Genomic DNA, 16,536 nt, shown 5'->3' on the forward strand with positions numbered 1-16,536 from the left:
TCAGCCCTTGACGGCGCCGATCATGATTCCCTTGGTGAAGTAGCGGGCGACGAACGGATAGATCAGCAGCACCGGCACGCTGGCCACCACGATCAGCGAGTACTTGAGCAGGTCGGCCAGTTGCTGGCGTTGCAGGACGACGGAGGCGTCGACGGCGCCACCGCCGGTCGTGTTCAGGATCAGGATGTTGCGCAGGACCAGCTGCAACGGGAAGAGATCCGGGTTCTTCAGATAGATCAGGGCGTCGAAGTACGAGTTCCACTGCATGATCGCGTACATCAGCGCGACCACCGCGATCATGGGTTTGGCCAACGGGATCACCACCGACCACAGGAAGCGCAGGTCCCCGCAGCCGTCGAGCTGCGCCGCCTCGACCAGCTCGTCCGGGATCGCCGTACGGAAATAGGTCCGGGCGATGATCACCTGCCAGACCCCGATCGCCTGCGGAATGATCAGTGCCCACCTGGTGTCCAGCAGACCGGCCGACTGCACCACCAGGTACGTCGGAATCAGCCCGCCGGTGAACAGCATCGTGAACAGGATCAGCGTCATCACGACGTTCCGGCCGACGAGGGTACGCCGCGACATCGGATAGGCGATCGCGATCGTCATCGTGACGCTGACGATCGTCCCGACCACGGTGTAGAACAACGAGTTCAGGTACCCCTGGACGACCTGCGGATTGCTGAACACGGCGTCGTACCCGCGTAGCGAGAAGTCCACGGGCCAGAACAGCACTCGCCCGGACGACACCGCTTCCGGGCTGCTGAACGAACTCGCGACGATGTACAGCAACGGCAGCAGCACCACCGCGAGGAAGACCGTCAGCAGCAGGTACACGCAGATCAGGAACATCCGGTCGCTGCGCGGCTCGCGGATCCGGCGGGCCCACGCCGCGCGTCGCTCGGACCGCTTGTTCGGCACCGTTCGCACTTCGGTCCGGACACTCATGACCACAATCCGTTCCCGGTGATCCGCTTGGCCACCGCGTTGACCATCAGCAGCAACACCAGGTTGATCGCCGAGTTGAACAATCCGACCGCTGTTGCGCCGCTGAAGTCCGCGTTCAGCAGACCCGTCTTGTAGACGTACGTCGCGATGATCTCGGACTCGCTCAGGTTCAACGGGTTCTGCAGCAGGAACGCCTTCTCGAACCCGATCGCCATGATGTTGCCGACGGCAAGAACGAGGATGATCACCGCGGTCGGCATGATGCCCGGCAGGTCGACGTGCCGGATCCGCTGCAACCGGGTGGCGCCGTCGATCCGCGCCGACTCGTGCAGCGCCGGATCGATCCCGGACAGTGCGGCCAGGTAGATCACCGCGGAGTACCCGGTGGTCTGCCACACATCGGACCAGACGTAGATGTGCCGGAAGTAGTCCGGGTTCCCGAGGAAGTCGATCGCCGGTACGCCGAAGAACCCCAGGCCTTCGTTGACGATGCCCAGCCGGGGCGACAGCACCAGGATCGTCATCGACACGACCACGACGGTTGAGATGAAGTACGGCGCGTACGTCACCAGCTGGACGGTCCGCTTGAACAAGCCGGCACGGATCTCGTTCAGTGCCAGGGCGAGCACGATCGCGAGCGGGAAGCTCGCCGCGACGGTGTAGACCGAGAGCACGAAGGTGTTCTTCACCAGGGTCCAGAACACCGGGTTGTGGAAGAACAGCTCGAAGTTCTGCCAGCCGATCCACGGGCTGCCCCAGATGCCCTTGGTCACGTTGTAGCTCTTGAACGCGAGCACGGCGTTCGACATCGGGATGTACTTGAAGATCACGAACCAGATCAGTGGCACGACCATCAACAGGTACAGCGTCCAGTGCCGTCGCAGGCTGCGCCGGAACCCCTGGAGGCCGGGACGTTCCCGTCGTCGTCGCTTCGGCCGGACCGGAAGCTCGCCGGCCGGCGGCCGGACCGTTGTCAGAGTTGCCATCAGACCTCCTCGTCGTGGTCGGTGACGGAGTGCACCCGGAGACCGATTCCGGCGGTCAGCCGGACGGGAAGGCGTTCGCGGCCGTGCCGAACGATCCGCTCCTGATCCCGGTCCGCGGTGAGTACGGCCTCGACGCCGGCCGGCGTCCAGGCGATGTCGACGGTCACGGCACCACGGGTCCGGAGACCGGTCACCCGTCCGCTGGGCCAGCCGGCAGGCAGCGCCGGCAGCAGGTCGATGTCGCCGGTGTGGCTTTGCAGCAACATCTCCGCGATGCCCGCGGTCGCCCCGAAGTTCCCGTCGATCTGGAACGGCGGGTGCGCACAGAACAGGTTCGGATAGACGCCCGCGCCGCTCCCGGGTCGCCCGGTGGCGGAGTCGTCGGCCGGCCGGAGGAACGCGCGAACCAGCCGGTGTGCCGCGGCGGCGTCGCGAAGCCGCGCACGCAGGCAGATCTTCCACGCCAGCGACCATCCCGTCGCCTCGTCACCGCGCAGATCCATCGAGCGGGCCGCCGCAGCGGCGAGCTCAGGCGTGCCGTCGGGGGTGATCGCGTTACCGGGGTACAAGCCGACCAGGTGGGACATGTGACGGTGGTGCGGATCTTCCTCGGGCAGGTCGGCGGCCCACTCCTGCAGCTGCCCGCGAGCGCCGATCGGCGGGTCGGGCAGCCGCTTACGTGCGGTGGACAGCTCGGCGACGAGCGGATCGACGACGTCGAGCAGCTCCGCGGCCCGTTCGACCCGCAGGAACAGGTCGGCGATCAGCGCCAGGTCCATCGTCGACGACACCGTGACGGAGGCAGGCTGCCCGTCGTCGGCGATGTAGTCGTTCTCCGGCGAGGTCGACGGTGACGTACCGAGGCTGCCGTCGGGCAGCTCCACCAGCCAGTCGAGGCAGAACTCCGCCGCGCCGCGTAGCACCCGCCAGGACTCACGGAGTGATTCCAGGTCGCCGGTGAACTCGTAGTGGTCCCACAGGTGGCGAGCGAGCCAGGCACCGGCCAGCGGCCAGTTCGACCAGCGCGGATCGCCTTCGACCGGGTACGTCCAGCACCAGGCGTCAGCGTTGTGGTGCGCGGTCCAGCCGCCACACCCGTAGCGATCCTGCGCGGTGCGGCGCCCCGCCTCCGAAAGATTATCGATAAACCTGAGCAGGGGCTCGTGGCATTCCGAGAGGTTGGTCGTCTCGGCCGGCCAGTAGTTCATCTCGGTGTTGATGTTCACCGTGTAGTTCGAGCTCCACGGCGGCCGCAGGATCTCGTTCCAGATGCCTTGCAGGTTGGTCGGCAGACCGCCCGGCCGCGAACTCGCGATCATCAGGTAGCGGCCGTAGTTGTAGACGAGCGCCGCCAGCGCGGGATCGTCGGCATCGACCGCCTGGGACACCCGTACGTCGGTCGGCAGCAAGGACGCGTCGGCAGCACCGGCCAGCTCGAGCGCCGAACGGCGGAACAGCCGTCGGTGATCGCGCTGATGATCGCCCAGAAGATCCGCGAACTCCCGGCCGAGCGCCGCGCGCACGGTCCGATCCGCCGCAGCCCAGCACTCCTCGCCCGAACGGGACGGCACGGTCGACGGACCGTCGTAGCCGGTCGCGGTGGAGAGTACGAGCACGATCTCGGTGGCGTTCTCGATCACAAGCTGTCCGCCGGCGATCTGCAGGTCACCGTCGTTCTTGGCACGCAGCGCGATCGCACCGGCCATACCGCGATCGTCACCGTCGGAGTACCGGACTGGTTCCGGCACCCGGCGATGCGGTGGCGCCACGTCCGCGAGTGCCTGCACGAACAGGCCGAGCCCGCCCTCGACCTCGTGCGGTGTCGCGCGCAACTGCGAGGTCAACCGGGCCACCAGGCCGAGCACGGGTTCGGAGGCGGTCAACCGCTGGACCAGTACGCCGTCCGGCGCGCTGACGAAGACCTCCTGCCGGACCGGCACGCCGCCGTACTCGTACTGCGTCGTCGCGATCGCCGCGTCGAGATCGAGTTCCCGCCGGTACTCGGTGACATCCGCTGCCATCGGCGTTCGACCAGCGATGCGCGTCTCGAGCATGAGATCACCCAACGGCAGGTACGCCTGGCAGTAACCGGAGTGAAAACCACCCGCGAGCACGTGGGCCCGGCGGAGATCACCCGTCGCCAGCGCGTCGCGCACGGCCTGTACAGCCTCGGCTCCGGTCGCGCCGAGCGGCTCCGACAGCAGCCGGGCGGTCTCCGGCCCACCGGACCACAGCGTCTCGTCGTTCAAGCCGATGCGATCGCTGCCGACGCCTCCGAAACACATCGCGCCGATCCGTCCGTTGCCGATCGGCAACGCCTGCAGCCAGGTGTCGGCCGGCCGGTCGTAGTACAGCCGCCGGGCGATGGCGGGATCTGCGCTCTCCAGGTCGCCCATATCGGAGCCTTCCGAGAAAAGTTCGCCTATTAATCCCATGAATTTCCGGGATCGTAGCGCTGCTCGCGCTCCTGGTCCATACTTGATCCTCGTCAGACTGGATAATGATGCTATCAATTTGCATTCGTGAGGGGTCTCCATGCCACGCATCAGTTCGGTGGAGGTCGTCGACGTCCGCTTCCCGACCTCGCTCACCCGGGACGGTTCGGACGCGATGAACAAGGACGGTGACTACTCCGCGGCGTACGTCGTCCTGCACACCGACGACCCCGCCCTCACCGGGTACGGCTTCACCTTCACGATCGGACGCGGCAACGACCTGTGCGCCGCGGCCGCTGAACAGCGCGCCCAGCCGCTGATCGACCGCGACGTCGACGTGGTCTGCTCGGACCTCGGCGCGATCTACCGCGAACTGCAGTCGGACTCGCAGTTCCGGTGGCTCGGCCCGGACAAGGGCGTCATCCACCTCGCTCTCGCCGCGGTGATGAACGCGGTGTGGGACTTGGCCGCGCGCCGGGCCGGCGTACCGCTGTGGCGGTTGCTGTCCGAGATGTCACCCGAGGACCTGGTGGCCGCCGCCGACCTGCGGTACCTGTCCGACGTACTGACGCCCGAGCAGGCCGTCAACCTGCTGGCCGCGAAAGAGCCGGGCCGCAAGGAACGCATCCGGCAACTCGAGGCTTCCGGATACCCGTGCTACACCACCTCGGCCGGCTGGCTCGGGTACTCCGACGCCAAGCTCCGCAGGCTCTGCGAGGAAGCCGTTGCCAACGGCTACAAACACGTCAAGCTGAAGGTCGGCGCCGATCTGGCCGACGACATCCGGCGCTGCGGGATCGCCCGCGAGGTGCTCGGTCCGGACGGTCACCTGATGATCGACGCGAACCAGGTCTGGGACGTACCGGAGGCGATCGAGTGGGTGCAGGCGCTGGCGGAGTTCGAGCCGTTGTGGATCGAGGAGCCGACCAGCCCCGACGACATCCTCGGGCACGCGGCGATCCGGAAGGCGGTCGCGCCGATCGGCGTCGCCACCGGGGAGCACGGCATGAACCGGGTGCTGTTCAAGCAGCTGTTCCAGGCCGGCGCGATCGACTACTGCCAGCTCGACGCCGCGCGGCTCGGCAGCGTCAACGAGGTCCTCGCGGTCTACCTGCTCGCTGCCTGGTTCGACGTACCGGTGTGCCCGCACGCGGGCGGCGTCGGACTGTGCGAGCTCGTCCAGCACCTCGCCGTCTTCGACTACGTGGCCGTGTCCGGCGACCTCGAGGGCCGCGTCACCGAGTACGTCGACCATCTGCACGAGCACTTCGTCGACCCGTGCGTGGTCCGCAACGGAGCGTACGTGCTCCCGACTGCGCCCGGATACAGTGCCGAGATGCACAGGCAGTCACTCGACACCTATCGGTTCCCGGACGGCAGCTACTGGTCGTCCCGAGCAGGTCAGGCACCACGACCATGACCGCGGCCAACCTGAGCGAGAAGCCGCGCGTCCCTGGCATCTCACAGAGCGAGGTGGTGGTGCAGGGCATCCGGCAGATGATCATGGACGGCCGCCTGCGACCCGGCGACCGGCTCCCGGTCGAGAAGGACCTCGCCGCCGCGCTCGGCGTCTCCCGCAACCCGCTGCGGGAAGGGGTCCGCGCACTGTCGATCATGGGCGTCCTGGAGACCCGGCAGGGCGACGGGACCTACGTCACCACGCTGGATCCGTCGATGCTGCTGGTCCCGATGGGATTCGTGGTGGACCTGCAGGACGGACGTGGTACGCACCACCTGCATGCCGTCCGGCGAATGCTTGAGACGGAGGCCGCGGGCTCGGCAGCGCGGCTCATCGGCCCCGACGAACTGGAGGCCGCTGCCGAACTCCTGCGCCACAACGAGTCCGAGCTGACGCTCGCGGAGCCCAACCACGAGGCAGTGATCGAGAACGACATCGCCTTCCATCGCATCATCGCGCAGGCCTCCGGCAACCCCGTACTGGCGGCCTTGATCGACGCGCTGGGCGGACGCACGATGCGCGACCGGCTCCGCCGTTCCATCACGCAGCCGGGCGCGGACGAGACCGCGCACCGGGAGCATCTCTCGATCCTGTCCGCCCTCACCACCCATGACCCGGACCGGGCACGCGCCCGGATGGCCACCCATCTGTTCACCGTCGAGGACTCCCTCCTCGGACTCAACACCACCGACTCGAACCCGGAGTGAGAGCCACCGGATGAACCCACTGCGCTGGACCACGCCTGAGCTGACCTTGACCTTCATCCTCGACGACGGGCCGGTCCGGGTGATCGCTATGCCGGACGACTCGGCCGCCGACACCCGTACGCCGACCACGAGCCAGCCGTTGGTCGAGGTCTCGGCCGTCGGGTACGGCAACGCGCTCAGCAGCAACCGGCATGTCGACACGGTGCTGGGTCAACGGCTCCGGTACACCTCCCACGACGACACCGGGACCGCGCTGCGGATCGTCCAGGACGATCCCGAGTCCGGTCTGCGCGTCACGAGTGTGTTCGAGGCGGGCGCCGGTGTTCGCGCCTGGTCCGAGGTAGCAGTCGCCGGACCGGGGACGCTCGAGCTCACCTTCGTGTCCTCACTGGTCGTCGGTCTCGGGTCGATCGACGTCGACCTGCACTCGGCGGTGACCAGCTGGATGGCCGAGAGTCGATGGTCCGTCCAACGATTGCGTTCGACGGCACTGGCCGACATCGTCCGCGACGCACATCGTCATGTCGCCAGGAGCCGGCATGCGGTGACGAGCGTGGACTCGTGGTCGTCCGGCGAGCGGCTGCCCGTCGGCGTACTGGTCGATCGAAGTAACCCGTACGCCCTCGGATGGCAGATCGAGCACAACGGGCCGTGGCACTACGAGCTCGGCGAGAGCCGGAGCGGTGGCTATCTGCTGCTCAGTGGGCCGACGGACCAAGAGCATCAGTGGAGCGTCGAGGTCACCGCGGACAGCCCGTTCAGCACCGTACCGGTGTCGCTCGTCGTCGGGTCGGACCGGGACAGCGCCTTCGCCGCCCTCACCCGGCAGCGCCGCGCCGTACGCCGTCGTCGGCCGGTCGACGACCGGATGCCGGTCATCTTCAACGACTACATGAACACGCTGCTGGGTGATCCGACCACCGAGAAACTCCTGCCGTTGATCGATGCCGCCGCCGGGGTCGGCGCCGACTACTTCTGCATCGACGCCGGCTGGTACGCCGAGGGCGACTGGTGGAACACCGTCGGCGCGTGGGAGCCGTCGACGACCCGGTTCCCGCAGGGACTCGGCGAGGTGATCGAGCGAATCCACTCGCACGGGATGGTGCCGGGTCTCTGGCTCGAACCCGAGGTGATCGGCACCCGGTCGCCGATCGCGAGCCGGCTTCCCGACGACGCTTTCCTGACCCGCCGCGGCACGCGAGTCACCCAGTCCGGCCGGTACCTGCTGGATCTGCGCAGCCCGGCCGCGCGCCGGCACCTGGACGACACGGTCGACCGGCTGATCGACGAGTTCGGGGTCGGCTTCTTCAAGTTCGACAACAACACGACGACCGGTCCCGGCACCGACAAGGGCGGCACCTCTCTCGGCCACGGCCTGCTGGAGCACAACCGCGCACTGCTCGACTGGCTCGACGGCGTACAGGCCCGCCATCCCGAGCTGCTGATCGAGAACTGTGCCTCCGGGGCGATGCGGATGGACTACGCGATGCTGTCCCGGCTGCATCTGCAGTCGACCTCGGACCAGGAACATCCGTTGCTCTACGCACCGATCACCGCCGCGGCACCGGCCGCCGTACTCCCCGAACAGGCCGGTCACTGGGCGTACCCGATCAGCGGCAGCACCCGGGACGAGTTCATCCTCGCGCTCGTCAACGGTATCCCCGGCAGGCTCTACCTGTCGGGCCATCTCAACCGGATGACCGCCACCGAACTGGACCTCGTCCGCTCCGCACTGTCCGCACACCGCGACATCCTCGCCGACCTCGAAACCCTCGTCCCCGCCTGGCCCCTGGGCCTCCCAGGCTGGGACGACGAATGGATCGCCCTCGCGCTCAACGGCCCCACCGTCTCCTACCTCGCCCTCTGGCACCGCGCCCCCGGCCCGTCCACCATCACACTCCCCTGGTCCGGACCGAGCGTCGCTCCCCACTTCCCCACCGACCACACCAACTGGACCTACACCCAAACCAGCAACACCCTCACCATCACCACCAACACCCCCGAACCCTCAGCCCGAATACTCCGTGCAACTCCGCGCCGAGGCTGACTCATCCGAACCTCGCGCGCAGGGGGTTGAACGGGGTGAGGTCGGGGGTGGTTGCGCCGGTCGCCACCTGCTCGGCCAGGAGTTTGGCGGTGATTGGGCCTAGTGTGATGCCCCACATGCCGTGGCCGCCTGCTACGTGTACGCCCGGTACGTTGGTGGCACCAATCACTGGCAGGCCGTCGGGCGTCAGTGGCCGGGAGCCGACCCATGGGTCGCGTACGTCGTCCCAGTCGGCGCCGTCGATCAGCGGGCGGATCGAGTCCAGGATCGTCTCCAGACGCTGACGGTCGAACGGCGCGTCGCGGTCGGCGATCTCCATGGTGCCCGCGACGCGGACCCGGTCGCCGTACGGTGTGAGCGCGACCCGGACACCGGGCAGATAGACCGGCCCCGCGAGTGCATCGGCCAGCCGGATGCTGCATGAATAACCTCGCCCGGCCTGGACCGGCACCCGGACGCCGAGGCGACGCGCCAACTCCGGCAGCCACGCACCGGTGGCCAGCACGACGGCATCGGTCCGGTACGCCGGCTGGGCCCAGGTGTCGACCTGCAGCCCATTGGGTCCGAACCCGATCGACCGGACAGCGGCGCCCTCGACGATCTCACCGCCGCGTTCGCGGACCGAGCCGGCCAGCGCGTCCAGGAACGGGCCCGAGGCAACGAACCGCTGGCCCTCCAGGTGCAGGACCCGGGTAACCCGGCCGGAGAACGGCGACTCATGCCCGACGGAGGTCCGGTACGCCACGTCCTGCCCACAACTGCGAGCGGCGGCGAACTCGTGCTCGAGATCCCCGGCGTCCTGACCGGCCGTCAAGCCGATCCGGATCTCCCGCTCGTTGACCTCTGCCGGTACGCCGCCCTTCGCGAGCTCGTCGAAAGCGCCGAGGCTGTCCACGGCCAGCCGACCCAGAGCAGCCATCCCTCGCTGCCAACGCGACGCGGTCGAGTTCCGGACGAAGCCCGCCAGGAACGCCAGTGTCGTAACGGACAACCGCCGGTTCAGGGTGACCGGCGATCCGCGGGTGAGCAGGCTCCGGGCACCTTCGCGCAGCAGCCCCGGCTCCGGCAGCGGCGCCACCATGGCAGGCGTGAGGTAGCCGGCGTTGCCCCACGACGCACCGGCCCCCACCGCCGACCGGTCGAGAACGGTGACATTGACGCCGTGCTCCTGCAGGAACCATGCACACGAGAGCCCGACCACTCCCGCGCCCACGACCACGACGCGTCCAGGTGAAGACGGTCCGGTCATACCGACCACACTTCCTCGGCCACCCGCAGGAAGTTGCCGCCGGCGATCCCCGCAACGGCCTCGGGTGCATATCCGCGATCCACCAACGCGGCTGCGATGGCGGGCAGGCGCTCCGGCTCGACGAACTCCACCCGGTCCCACTGGGCATAGCTCGGCGGGAACAGGTCGGGGTTGCCGGCGACCTCGGCGTCGACACCGCCGAAGCAATAGTCCAGCCCGAGCCCCACGTGCTCCCAACCGACCAGTTCAACGGCATGGTCGATGTGCCGCACCAGCGCCTCAGTACTCGCATCGTTGGCGCCCAGAAAGATTCCCACGCCGTTGATCCCGACGACGCCGCCGGTCGCCGCGCATGCCAGCATCTGATCGTCGGAGACGTTGCGCTCATGATCGTGGACTGCACGTGCCGCCGTGTGCGAGATCACCACCGGAGCGGCCGACGCGGCGAAGACGTCCATCGACGTCCGGTACGAACAGTGCGCGGTGTCGACCACCATCCCCACTCGGTTCATCTCGGCCACGACTTCCCTGCCGTACTTCGTCAAGCCTCCGTCCACCTCGTCGTGACAACCCGAACCGGCGGCGTTGCGCTGGTTGTACGTCAGCAACATGGTGCGCACGCCCAGCTCGTAGTAGGTCTGCACCAGGTCGAGGCGCCCACCCAGCGGGCGCGTGTCCTCCAGGTCGAACGCGACCGCGAGCCGCCCGGTGGACTTCGCGGTCCGTACGTCCGCGACCGTACGAGCCAGGAGGTAGCGATCCGGTCTGGCGAGCAACTGATGGCGGAATCCCGACAGCACCCGGATCGTGTCCGCAACGTCGTGCGGCGCGTAGCCGACGTTCACCGACACGAACGACGCCCCCGCCTCGGCGTACCGCCACAGTTCGTCGACGTCGGTGTCCGGGTCGAGCGGCAGGCAGCAGTGCTGTTCCCACACCAACGCAGGTTCCCGCATCAGTGCGATCCGTTCAGGCACGAAGGACAACCAGGCAACCGCGGGCCGTGGTGCAGGAATCTCTCGTAGGCCGCCTCTTCCTCGAGCGACGAGGGAAGGTCCGCGGTCAGCAGCGGCTGTTGCGGCAGCGCGTCGAGATCGACCACGGCGCCGTCCTTGATGACGGCGTGGATGCTGCGGTAGTTCTCGGCGCTCTGCAACGGGTCCGCGTCGAGCACCAACAGGTCGGCGATCTTGCCCACCTCGAGGGTGCCGAGGTCGTTGTCGACCTGGTACGCCTTCGCGATGTTCCGGGTCGCCGCGTGCAGCAACGCCATCGGTGACATGCCCTTCTCCTCCATCGCCCGAAGCCAGACGAAATGACCCGTCGCCAGCCGGCCCAGGCCTTCGTCCTCGGGCAGTCCGTTCCAGGAACCCTTGATCATCGGGTCGTTCAGGACTTCCGGAGCGAAGATGCCGCCGTCGTCGGCGAGCAGGATCGTGGCCCCGGAGGTGATCAGATTGCGGGCGTTGGCGTCCGAGGCCTTCCAGATCGTCCACTCGAAGTCCGAGATGGACTCCTTCAGGATCTTCAGGCCGCTGCCGGTCAACGGAAACACGACGGCGCCGCAGTTCCCCTGCGCGAGGAGTTCGAGGGTTTCCGGTGGGATCTCGGTAGGTCCGGTCGTGTTGCAGTGCTGCACCAGGTCACAACCTGCTTCGATCGCCATCCGCAGGCCCTCGACCGAGGATGTGTGGGCCTGCGCGGTCACCCCGGCCCGATGCGCTTCCTCGACGATGGCACGCTGCGTACGCTCCGAGAACTGGATGAAGGCGCCGGCCGATGCCCCACCGTGCTCGTTCGACGCGTACTTGACGAAGTCGATTCCACGGTCGATGTACCGGCGGACCTCTTCGCCGACCGCATCCGGCGTCAGCCACATCAAGTGCCGGCCGGTGTTCTCGACCCACATCGCGTTCACCCGGTCGACGAAGTGCGCGCTGCCGACTCCGGGGATCCGCTTGTCGAAATCGTCGGAGAACGGTCCCTCGAATCCGATGATGTTGCCGGCGCACCGGATGCGGCTGCCTGGGACCAGCCCGCTGTCGATCCGGTCCCGGACCGCCATCAGCGCCCGCCGTGGTCCCCAGGTGTCGAAGACCGTGGTCAGGCCGCTCTTCAGGGCAACCTGCGCGGCCTCGGTGATCAGGTCTTCGTAGCGCCCTTCGTACCGAACGAGCGTCTCGAACAGCGCGTTGACCAACAGATGCACGTTGGCGTTCATCAATCCCGGGATGATGAACCTCCCTGTGCAGTCGAGGGTTTCGGTGTCTGCCGGGATCGACAGCTCAGCCCGCCGGCCGATCGCCGCGATGCGGCCGTTCTGGGCCAGGATCGCTCGATCGTCGACCCCCTTGCCGGACACGCCGTCGATGACGGTCGCACCGGTCAGCAGCAGTGCCATTGCGTTCCTTCCTGATCGAAGAGTCATGCGCCGGCCAGTCGGCGAGGGAGAGCCAGGCTGGTTGCGATCGCGGCGAGGCCGACCACCGTCGAGATCACGAAGATCGCACCGAACGACGACCAGGTCGGCAAGGGCGTACCCGGAATGAGGTCGCCGGCCAGGACACTGCCCGAGACCTGCGCGCCCAGCGTCCCGCCGACCTGTCGCAGTACCAGGAGAAAGCCGCTCGCACTCGCCAACCGCTCCGTGGGCACCGACGACGACACGATGTTCATCGCCTGGGTGAGCCCGATGCCCATGCCGAGCCCGGCGAGTCCAGAAGCGAGCGCAAGCACCGCACCGTCGTGACGGGCAAGGAACAGGATCGCCGAGGAGGCCACGACCGGCAGGCACGACAGGATCATCAACGGCTTGCTGCCGAGTCTGCGTTCCAGCCTGCCGGTCAGCGCGGCCGCGGCGGCAGCGACCACCCCTAGAGGGAGCAGCAGAAACCCTGCTGTGGTGGGTGTCTCGCCCAGTCCGTATCCGGCGGCGGGGGGCGCCGCCACGATGGTCGGGAGTGCGAGGTAGACCGCGTACGTTGCCCAGCCGACGGCGAAGGCGACGGCACAGGTGACGATCACCGGCCTCCCGCCGACCCGAAGATCGACCAGTGGGTGCACCGTCGTCAGTTCGACCGTGGTGAACGCGGCCAGCAACGCAATCCCGAGCGCGGCCAGTCCGAGGAACCGGGCCGACGACCATCCCCAGGTCGGAGCCTCGGTGAGAGCGATGAGCACTGCGAACAACCCCGTACTGAGCAGAATCGCACCCATCCAGTCGACCTTGCCGTCGCCACCGGCCGGTGTGGAGGGAAGTACCGCGACGGCCGCCAGGCCGAGAGCCACGAGCGCGGCGAGCGGAAGCCAGTACAGCCAGTTGTACGGCAGGACGGACAACAGCGGTCCGGACAGCAGCAGGCCGGCGACCGAGCCCAGCGCGGACATGCCGATGATCAGCCCGTTGCCGGTACGGGCCTTGGCAGACGGTTGCGTGTCACCCAGCATGCCGATCGCCAGCGGCGCGAACCCGAGCCCGGCGCCCTGGAGGATCTGACCGGTCGCGAGTACCAGGATCGAGGTCGCAACGGCGCTGAGGAGCACTCCGGCCACGACCACCCCGAGGACGACCAGGAAGACCGTCTTCTTGTCGTAGATGTCGGCCAATCGTCCGATCAGCGGCGTGCAGACAGCACCGGACAACAGCAGCCCGGTGAACACCCAGGTGATCGAAGCGGTCGAAGCTCCCACGCCCTGCTGGATCAGCGGCAGCGCCGGAACGAGCATCGATTCGAGCAGACTGAGAACGAGTACGACGCCGCCGAGTACGGCTGTGACAACAGTTCCGGTACTGCGTTGCGTTGCGACGGCGAGCGGGGATGTCGACATTGTCAGCCTCCTGATCAGCTGATCCTGGGTACGAAGCGGAGCCCGGTGTGGATGCCACGTGGACGTCCAGGCACCGAAGGGAGGTCGGCGAGCAGCCCGAGCCGTCCGTAGAAGCCAGTCGTGGTTCGCGGGTCGGCACCTTCGGGCCTGAAGAGGCCGGGTGCGACCGGTACGTACGTGACGCTGGATGCGCGCGGCATCCCGTAGGCGTCCAAGACGCTCTCCAGTTCCTCGTCGTAGAACGGGACAGCTGTCCGTACGAGCAGATTGCCGTCGAGGACGCTGATGCTCTTGTCGACGTGGAAGGCGGCGTACTCCCCCGCGATTGCGGGGTCGGTGTCCGCCGGAACTCCAGCGAACGGCACGTCAACCTGATGACCGGTGAGGTACTCGATGACGGTGGTGTGAAGGGTGTCGTTGAGCAAGACGTTGGGGCCGCTGACGAACGTGACGACGACGGCGTCGTGTTCGGGGACGATGCAGAAGCTCGACGCGCCGCCCGGTGAACCGCCGCCGTGCCAGGCCGCCGTCGTCCCGGCGAGGGGATCCAGCCACCAGCCGAGGCCGATGGGCGGCGCCGACGGCAGGCCCAGGTCGAAGGTCGGGGTCAGCATCGCTGCCGCGAGTTCGTCCGACAGCACCCGGCGGCCAGTGGGCGCCAGGCCTCCGGCCAGGTGCATGCGGCCGAAGGTCAGCATGTCCGCGACCGTCACGATCGGGGTCGCGCCGGCCCCGGCGGCCGACTCCGGCAGGCTGAACAGCGACGTGGCCCGCAGCGATCCCGCCTCGTCGCAGGCACGCGCGCCGATGGCGGTCGGCCGCAAGAACGCCTGGGTCTGGACCGCGGTGGCGTCGCGCATGCCGCACGGGTCGAAGAGCTCGGTCTGGATCGCCCGCTCGTACGGCAGCCCGGTCCGCTCCTCGATGATCCGCGCGGCGAGAACGAATCCGGGGTTGGAGTAGTGCAGCCCGGTACCGGGCTCGAACAGGCAACCGAAGTCAGGCAGTTCGGCGACGTACGACCGGGTGGCGTCTCGCCCGCGGACGGCAGCCGGCATCAGGTCGTCGGCGTCGATGCCGTTGGTGTGGTTGAGCAGCATCCGCACCGTGATGACTTCGGCCGCATCGGTATCTGCGAGAGCGAACTCCGGAAGGTACTGGCGCACCGGAGCGTCGAGGTCGACGGCTCCGGCATCCACCAGTCGCAGCAGCGCGGTCGTCGTCAGCAGCTTGGTGACCGAGCCCAGCAACCAGCCGGTGTCCGTCGTGAACTCCTGGCCGGTGTTGAGGTTGGCGGTGCCGTGGGCCAGCGAGAACTGATCGCCGCCCACCGCGACGCCGATCACCGCCCCGGCGACACCGGTCGCGGTGGACTGCGCGGCGAGAATGTCTGCGAGCTGCGCACGCAAGGGGACCAGATCGGCCATCGGGAGTTCCTTTGATCGGTGTCGGCCGACGACGTCCCGCTGTGTCGGCGTTCATCGAACAGTGCCAGTTCATCGTGCTCTGCGCACGCGCAAGACGTCGATGTTGGTGCTCTTGAAACTCGACAGTTGTCGAGCTGTGGGTCAGGCCCGGCCGAGCAGTCGCGCCACCTTGATGCCGAGGTGCAGGACGAGTCGCTGCTCACCGTCGGAGAGATCGAATCCGGTCAGCTGTTCGATCCGGCGGATCCGGTTGTAGACGCTGGCCCGGTGCAGACCGAGCTGCTCCGCCACCACGCGTGAGTCGCCCGCGCGGTCGAGGAACAGCTCGGCCGTGACGAGCAGTTCCGGATCGGGAGACAGCAGGGCATCGATCGCCGGCAGGACCTTCAGCGCGTCCAGCTGTTCAAGGGGCTGGGACGCGAGCAGTCCGTAGATGCCGAGGGCGTCGTACTCCGCGACGGGCCGGAAGGTCGGGACGACGTCGGCCACCCTGATCGCCACAAGCGCTTGCTCACAAGAGATCCCAGCGTCCGCAAAACGTTGCGTAGCGCCACCGACCCCTGCCACGACGGCACGCCAGCGACCGCCCGCGCCGAGCCGATCCTGCACTGCGGTACGCAGGTCGTGGGCAACCCGCGGGAACCGCGCGAGGGTGGACTGCGGGAGGATCAGGACGGCGTGGCGTGGTCGCACCAGAGACAAGCACTCGCGCGGCGGAAGGGTGCTGACCGTCGAGTGGAGCGCGGCACTGAGCGCCAGCCGGTCCCCCTCGTGAACCTCCTCGCCGGCCAGGGGCAGCGGCTGTACGACGACGGCCACCACACCGCCGCGGGACGCGAAGAACCCGCCTTCGATCAGCCCGTCGGCCGCCAACTGCTGCCCCTCCGCGTCAGGCGACAGGAGATCCCGGACCAGCTCACCCACGCGAGCATCCCGGAGCTCGTCGATGACCCGCTCCCGGAACAACACCTCCCCCGCATCGCCGGCAGCGACCGTGGCAACCGCAAGCTCCTCGTCGGACAGCGTCTGATCGGTGTCGATCAGCCAGAGGTAGCCGAACCGCAAGCCCTGGTGCCGCACCGGGATCGCCACCCGCGAGAGCAGCCCCAGGTCCGCGTCCGGTGGCAGGCGGACCGGGCCGGAAGCCTGGCCGAGCCGGAACCGGCGCAACCACGCGAGCCCCTCGGGCGGCGCTTCCCGGGTCAGGATCACCCGCGCACGCATGGCGTCGATCGCACCGACCTGCGCACTGTACGCAAGCAGGCGAAAGCTCGTGTCGTCCACGGCCACCGCCCGCCCCAACCGCCCCGCCAACGAGTCCACAACCCGCTGCAACTCATCACTCAAGCGTCCGTCCCCCTGCCCGGGCCATGAACGCGACAAACGTCGCACTCCGATGCTGGCACACACGACACAAAGCACGCACTCAGGCGCCAACCGCGCAGTC

General features: G+C 68.0%; 12 protein-coding genes. 3 read left to right on the plus strand and 9 right to left on the minus strand.

All coding sequences use genetic code 11. The annotated features are described in order from the left end of the window. The 3 genes from ACGFI6_RS03090 to ACGFI6_RS03100 are packed head-to-tail and all read right to left on the minus strand — an operon-like array spanning position 1 to position 4,333. Positions 1-951: a carbohydrate ABC transporter permease gene (locus ACGFI6_RS03090; protein ID WP_393114906.1), complete on the minus strand. Its 951-nt coding sequence runs from the start codon at positions 949-951 to the stop codon at positions 1-3. Then, positions 948-1,937 carry an ABC transporter permease gene (locus ACGFI6_RS03095; RefSeq protein ID WP_393114907.1) on the minus strand — a complete coding sequence of 330 codons (990 nt, stop codon included), beginning with the start codon at positions 1,935-1,937 and terminating at the stop codon, positions 948-950. Before ACGFI6_RS03095 ends, ACGFI6_RS03090 begins: the two co-directional genes overlap by 4 nt. Continuing rightward, on the minus strand, positions 1,937-4,333 hold the full coding sequence (locus tag ACGFI6_RS03100) for a glycoside hydrolase N-terminal domain-containing protein (RefSeq protein WP_393114908.1): 2,397 nt from the start codon (positions 4,331-4,333) through the stop codon (positions 1,937-1,939). Before ACGFI6_RS03100 ends, ACGFI6_RS03095 begins: the two co-directional genes overlap by 1 nt. Before the next feature lie 139 nt (positions 4,334-4,472). On the opposite strand from ACGFI6_RS03100, the gene ACGFI6_RS03105 reads away from it, so the two are divergent. From ACGFI6_RS03105 to ACGFI6_RS03115, 3 genes are read left to right on the plus strand one after another with little or no spacing between them, the layout of a single operon-like run. Then, positions 4,473-5,792, plus strand: coding sequence for an L-fuconate dehydratase (locus ACGFI6_RS03105; protein WP_393114909.1), 1,320 nt, complete (start codon positions 4,473-4,475; stop codon positions 5,790-5,792). Further along, complete coding sequence (locus ACGFI6_RS03110; protein ID WP_393114910.1) at positions 5,789-6,538, plus strand: FadR/GntR family transcriptional regulator; 750 nt, start codon at positions 5,789-5,791, stop codon at positions 6,536-6,538. Before ACGFI6_RS03105 ends, ACGFI6_RS03110 begins: the two co-directional genes overlap by 4 nt. A gap of 10 nt (positions 6,539-6,548) precedes the next feature. Beyond that, positions 6,549-8,585: a glycoside hydrolase family 36 protein gene (locus tag ACGFI6_RS03115; protein ID WP_393114911.1), complete on the plus strand. Its 2,037-nt coding sequence runs from the start codon at positions 6,549-6,551 to the stop codon at positions 8,583-8,585. A gap of 1 nt (position 8,586) precedes the next feature. Here the strand turns inward: ACGFI6_RS03115 and ACGFI6_RS03120 are convergent, their stop codons facing one another. The 6 genes from ACGFI6_RS03120 to ACGFI6_RS03145 form a co-directional block, all read right to left on the minus strand. Beyond that, positions 8,587-9,834 (minus strand): NAD(P)/FAD-dependent oxidoreductase, encoded by a 1,248-nt coding sequence (locus ACGFI6_RS03120; RefSeq protein ID WP_393114912.1) that lies wholly within the window; start codon positions 9,832-9,834, stop codon positions 8,587-8,589. After that, the gene (locus tag ACGFI6_RS03125; protein WP_393114913.1) at positions 9,831-10,790 is read right to left on the minus strand and encodes a dipeptidase; all 960 of its coding nucleotides are present in this window, start codon (positions 10,788-10,790) and stop codon (positions 9,831-9,833) included. The genes ACGFI6_RS03120 and ACGFI6_RS03125 overlap by 4 nt, the downstream gene beginning before the upstream one ends. Next, positions 10,790-12,235, minus strand: a complete 1,446-nt coding sequence (locus ACGFI6_RS03130) for an amidohydrolase family protein (protein ID WP_393114914.1) — start codon at positions 12,233-12,235, stop codon at positions 10,790-10,792. Before ACGFI6_RS03130 ends, ACGFI6_RS03125 begins: the two co-directional genes overlap by 1 nt. A 23-nt stretch (positions 12,236-12,258) precedes the next feature. After that, positions 12,259-13,662, minus strand: coding sequence for an MFS transporter (locus ACGFI6_RS03135; RefSeq protein ID WP_393114915.1), 1,404 nt, complete (start codon positions 13,660-13,662; stop codon positions 12,259-12,261). A 14-nt stretch (positions 13,663-13,676) separates the two neighbouring features. Then, entirely contained in the window at positions 13,677-15,089 is a 1,413-nt protein-coding gene (locus tag ACGFI6_RS03140) for a serine hydrolase domain-containing protein (protein ID WP_393114916.1), read from the minus strand. 141 nt (positions 15,090-15,230) lie between these two features. Then, positions 15,231-16,436: a PucR family transcriptional regulator gene (locus ACGFI6_RS03145; RefSeq protein ID WP_393114917.1), complete on the minus strand. Its 1,206-nt coding sequence runs from the start codon at positions 16,434-16,436 to the stop codon at positions 15,231-15,233. Between the last annotated feature and the right edge of the window lie 100 nt (positions 16,437-16,536).

It is taken from the genome of Kribbella sp. NPDC048928 (genome assembly GCF_043197975.1).
Lineage (GTDB): Bacteria > Actinomycetota > Actinomycetes > Propionibacteriales > Kribbellaceae > Kribbella.

Excerpts from the sequence above, each read along its gene's own strand:
- ACGFI6_RS03095 (WP_393114907.1), bottom strand. The coding sequence starts at position 1,937 with ATGGCAACTCTGACAACGGTCCGGCCGCCGGCCGGCGAGCTTCCGGTC.
- ACGFI6_RS03125 (WP_393114913.1), bottom strand. The coding sequence starts at position 10,790 with ATGCGGGAACCTGCGTTGGTGTGGGAACAGCACTGCTGCCTGCCGCTC.
- ACGFI6_RS03140 (WP_393114916.1), bottom strand. The coding sequence starts at position 15,089 with ATGGCCGATCTGGTCCCCTTGCGTGCGCAGCTCGCAGACATTCTCGCC.
- ACGFI6_RS03135 (WP_393114915.1), bottom strand. The coding sequence starts at position 13,662 with ATGTCGACATCCCCGCTCGCCGTCGCAACGCAACGCAGTACCGGAACT.
- ACGFI6_RS03100 (WP_393114908.1), bottom strand. The coding sequence starts at position 4,333 with ATGGGCGACCTGGAGAGCGCAGATCCCGCCATCGCCCGGCGGCTGTAC.
- ACGFI6_RS03105 (WP_393114909.1), top strand. The coding sequence starts at position 4,473 with ATGCCACGCATCAGTTCGGTGGAGGTCGTCGACGTCCGCTTCCCGACC.
- ACGFI6_RS03130 (WP_393114914.1), bottom strand. The coding sequence starts at position 12,235 with ATGGCACTGCTGCTGACCGGTGCGACCGTCATCGACGGCGTGTCCGGC.
- ACGFI6_RS03120 (WP_393114912.1), bottom strand. The coding sequence starts at position 9,834 with ATGACCGGACCGTCTTCACCTGGACGCGTCGTGGTCGTGGGCGCGGGA.
- ACGFI6_RS03110 (WP_393114910.1), top strand. The coding sequence starts at position 5,789 with ATGACCGCGGCCAACCTGAGCGAGAAGCCGCGCGTCCCTGGCATCTCA.
- ACGFI6_RS03115 (WP_393114911.1), top strand. The coding sequence starts at position 6,549 with ATGAACCCACTGCGCTGGACCACGCCTGAGCTGACCTTGACCTTCATC.
- ACGFI6_RS03090 (WP_393114906.1), bottom strand. The coding sequence starts at position 951 with ATGAGTGTCCGGACCGAAGTGCGAACGGTGCCGAACAAGCGGTCCGAG.